The sequence below is a fragment of the Protofrankia sp. Cr1 genome (genome assembly GCF_963555865.1).
Lineage (GTDB): Bacteria > Actinomycetota > Actinomycetes > Frankiales > Frankiaceae > Protofrankia.
Window position 1 is genome coordinate 27431 of the sequence record NZ_CAUVXO010000014.1, and the last position, 4424, is coordinate 31854.

General features: G+C 66.9%; 4 protein-coding genes. All 4 read left to right on the forward strand.

The features are described 5' to 3' along the window. Positions 1-1066, forward strand: a 1066-nt coding sequence (locus tag U9980_RS02960; RefSeq protein ID WP_322766575.1) for a C40 family peptidase, incomplete at its 5' end; no start/stop codon positions are given. A gap of 890 nt (positions 1067-1956) precedes the next feature. After that, complete coding sequence (locus U9980_RS02965) at positions 1957-2739, forward strand: glycosyltransferase (protein WP_322752734.1); 783 nt, start codon at positions 1957-1959, stop codon at positions 2737-2739. Next, positions 2726-3934, forward strand: coding sequence for a glycosyltransferase (locus U9980_RS02970; RefSeq protein ID WP_322752733.1), 1209 nt, complete (start codon positions 2726-2728; stop codon positions 3932-3934). Before U9980_RS02965 ends, U9980_RS02970 begins: the two co-directional genes overlap by 14 nt. Further along, a partial coding sequence (locus U9980_RS02975; protein WP_322766576.1) for a polysaccharide pyruvyl transferase family protein occupies positions 3894-4424 on the forward strand: 531 nt, incomplete at its 3' end. The genes U9980_RS02970 and U9980_RS02975, both read left to right, overlap by 41 nt.

Genomic DNA, 4424 nt, shown 5'->3' on the forward strand with positions numbered 1-4424 from the left:
TATCTTCGCGCAGGCGCAGGACGTCGCCGGTCTCGGTCCGTCACCGCAGGCCCGGGCTGCGCTGCGGTTTGCACTCGGCCAGCTCGGTCGGCCGTACGAGTGGGGTGCGCAAGGTCCGGATTCTTATGATTGTTCCGGGCTCACCCAGCAGGCATTCGCGAGCACGGGGATCCTCATTCCCCGGGTCGCCGCAGATCAGGCCCGGGTCGGCCAAGCCGTCCGGCTGGCCGAGCTGCTACCCGGTGACCTTGTTTTCTACGCCTACGACAGCTCCGATCCAGCGACGATCCATCATGTCGCGATGTACGTCGGTGGCGGCCTGGTGATCCACGCACCGCAGACCGGGGACGTGGTCCGTATCACGCCACTGTGGTTGGACGGGTACATCGGTGCGGTCCGGCTCTCGCCGGCGACGCGCGGCACCGGGATAACCACGGTCGGCCCGTTCGCGGTGCAACCGCCGCCCGCCGACGGCAGCGCGGTTGACCCACTCACGATCCCACCGGTCCGCAACGATCCGGGTGGCGGTGTCGTCGTCGGCCAGCCGCCAGCGGTAGCTACGCCAACCGGCCGGGCAACGCCCGATGCCGGGTTGTTGCCAGCCCCGACACCAACCGATTCCGCCATCGCCGTGGTGCCGTCGCCGGCCGGCACAGTTGAGCCGACACCCACGTCCGGTGCAGTTGCGCAGCCGGACCCGACGCCGACGGCGACTGTTACGCCGAGTGCGTCGTCCGCGCCGCAGCCCACCACGTCCGCTCCAGCTGCGGCTGGGCAGCCGGCGGCGTCGCCTGCTGGCGCCCAGTCGCCGTCCGGCGCTTCCTCCCCGGCTGCTTCCTCCCCGGCTGCTACGTCGCCGGCTGCTACGTCGCAGCCACCAACGGCGGCGCCCGTTACCTCGCCGCCACCAACGGCGGCCTCCGTAGCGGCGCAGCCGCCCGCAGCTGCGCCGGCACGGCCCGCAGCGACGGCGACGGCGACGGCGACGCAGCCACCGCCGGTTACTCCTTCGTCGTCAACTCCTTCCGCATCAACCACCACACCGGTGCAGACAGTTGGTGACTGAACCCGCCGAGCCGGGTGTAAGAGCGCCCCTGTTGCCGGTCGCTCTAAATCACAGGTTTCCGGACGAGGAAACTGCCAGCGGTGAGTACGCGGCTGGCCTGAATCGGGGGGCGGACAATGAACACGGGTCAACAGGTGAGGCCCTGTGGGGAGTGCGGTCATGAATGGCGCCTTCATCGTCGCGGGGAGTTGCTCCTCTGTTGTGATGTAGTGCATTGCCGGTGCCGTCAACTGGTCGGGGATTATGTAGGCCAGCTCGATCTCGAGCCGTATGAGTCGGTGCCGTGCGCGGTGGGGTGCGGGCGGGCCGCCCAGCGTGGAGACATTCGGTGTCGGCGTTGCCGGGGCGCGCTTCGCCGCGATCCGTCGTCGGCGCCGGTCCGTGCGGTTGGCCAACATCGCCGCGGCAGCCAGCGGACCGCACAATAGCGGCGTTCGGTTGGTCCTGTTTTTGTTGGGCTTTTACGGGTGTCGGGTGGTGACGGGTTGTGTAGGTTCGTCGAGGCGGGTCGGGGCCGGAATCCGAACCGGAGGCTGAACGCACGTTCATCCACGGTGACGCATCGTAGCGTTTCTCCCGGCTCTACCTGGAGTTCCATGTATGGACACCGGGCCTGGAGCAAACGGCCATGTAACCGCAACTTTGACGTCTCCTGGCAGTTACGGCCAGGAAACTGGCCGGGTAGAGCCTGACTTTGATTTCTTACAATGAGTATTTTCGACGCTGTGACCCATGGGGAGGGGCCGGGCGGAACGGATCACACTGCGGCCGGCAGCGGCTGGCCATCATGCCGTATGCCGGCATGCGTCGCCGAATTTTCGAAATAGATCTGGTGACCTGTCGGTGAATGTGTTTCCCGCCCTTGTCGACTCTCCTGGTTAGGGAGTGCAATGCGTCTCGACATCATTATTCCCGCACACAACGAGGAGCATCGGATCGGTCGTACGCTGGACAGCTACCTGCGTGCGCTCGACGCGCCGGGCATTCGCTTCCTCGTGGCGCTGGATTATTGCACCGACGAAACCGCGGCGATCGTTCGTAGCCGCCAGCTCGCTGATGGCAGACTGCACATGTATCGTTACCCGAAGCTCGGCAAGGGTGGCGTGATAATTGAGACGCTCCGGCGGACCGACGCGGAACTCGTTGCTTTTGTCGACGCTGATCGCGCCACTCCACCGGGGGAGTTGTTGAGACTCGCGGCGGTCGCCCAGGACGTCGGTGCCGCCGTGGCCAGTCGCTGGCATCCAGCGTCGCTCCTGCCCGTAGCCCGTCCATTGGGACGACGTACGGCCAGTTTCGGTTTTGCGACGTTGGTTCGCATGATGTTCCGGTTGCCCTACTTCGACACCCAGTGCGGCGCCAAGGTGCTTCGGCGAGACGTCCTGGACCAGGTCGCTCCACATCTGTCCGCCCGCGATTTCCTCTTCGACGTCGACCTTCTGGTCGTGGCCCGCGCCTTGGGATGTGAGGTGGCCGAGGTGCCCACCGTCTGGATCGACCAGAAGGGTTCGCGGCTGAATCTGTTCGCGGACAGCCGCCGCATGATTCGCTCGCTACTGCGATTGTGGCTGCGTCATCGGATGATGCCGGTCCCGGCGCCCGTCCCCGCCGCACCAGGGGTCGCGCCGGCACCGCTCATGACAGGTCAGCGAGTGGTCGATGTCGCGGCCTGATGTAGCACTGGTGGCGCCCTATCCCCCGCGGGGCGCGAAGCACGCAGGGTCGAGCGGTGTCGCGTCCTATGCCGCGAATCTGGCGACGTCGCTGGTTGACGCGGGCGCGACGGTCGCGGTAGTTGCTCCTAAGATCAAGATGGTGGAGTCGGATGCGGCGGTCTCCGGTGACGGCCCGGTGCTCACCATCCATCGGTCTTTTGGTGACCGACCGTGGTCGCTGCTGGCAGCCTGGCGGGCCGCGCGTGAGACCGGAGCTCCGATCATCCATCTGCAGCACGAGCTGTTCCTCTACGGTGGGGCGGCGGCGCTGCCGTCCCTGGTGACGGCGCTGTCTGCCCGGCGGCGTGGCCGACCTGCGGTTGTCGTCACCATGCACCAGGTGGTCTCACCTCAGGACGTCACACCGGAGTACACGCGGATGCACCGGGTAACGGTACCGGCCCCGGTGGCGCGCGGCGGGCTTGCCGGCCTGCAACATGCGGTCAGCCGGCTCGCCGACGCGGTCGTTGTCCACGAACGTGCGTTCACCGATGTCGTACCGTCCGCCGTACTCATCCCACATGGGATCGAGGAACTTCTCACCCCGGATCGCCGGGACAGCCGGCTCGCGCTTGGCCTGGACGGTCGGCTTACCGTTTTGTGCTTCGGCTTTGTCGCGCCCTACAAGGGCCTCGAGCTTGCCTGTGAGGCTGCCGCGTTGGCCGGTGACACCGTCCAGCTTGTGGTTGCGGGGGGTGACCATCCGCGGATGACCGGAACGGGTAACTACGCGGACGGGCTTCGCGAACGGTTCGCAGGGACGGTCCGGTTCGTCGGGTACGTCCCGGAAGAGCAGGTTGGCAAGTGGTTCGCAGCCGCCGACCTCGCGTTGCTGCCGTATCCGAAACCCCACGCGAGCAGCGGCGTCCTGGCTCTGGCGTTCGGTTACCGAACCCCGGTACTGCTCTCACATGCGCTGGCCGACTGTGTCGGCGCCCCGCCGCTGATGACCATACCGGGAACGCCCGCGGCGCTTGCTGACCGGTTGCGGGAACTCGCGCGGGACCAGGCGCAACTCGACCGGATCCGCACGGCGAACGCTTTCCTCGCCGACGGTAGGTCCTGGCCCACCGTGGCCAGTCGTCATCTCGATCTCTACGAGGAGGTGACCGGTGGCAAGGGTGCTGTTGGCCGGCGCGTTCGGACAGCGTAATCCGGGCGACGAAGCGCTGCTGCAGGCGTTCCTGCGGGCGCTGTCGGACTGTGACATCGTGGTCACTACAGCCCGTCCAGGATGGACCGAACATACCTATGGATGTGACGCCGTCGACAGTGGCGACCTGTGGGCGGTCGGCCAGGCGCTTGTGGGTGCGGATGTGCTCGTCCTCGGTGGCGGAACGATTTTCAAGACGCTGCACCCGAGCGCGGGCCGTTCGCAGCGTTCGCTGTTGATGCGCTCGCTCGCGCTTGTCAGCTCGGCGCGAACGCTGGGACGTCGGGTAGCCGCGGTCGGTGTCGGTGCCGGTCTGCTGCCTGATCCCGTTTCGCGACGGCTTGCCCGCGAGCTGGTCCGCCGGATCGACCTTCTCGTTCTCCGCGACGAGGAGTCCGCTCACCTGCTGGGTAACTGCGGGGCACCGACACCGTTTCGGGTCGGCTCCGACCCCGCGTGGACGTTGCTGAACCCACCCCTGCATACCGGG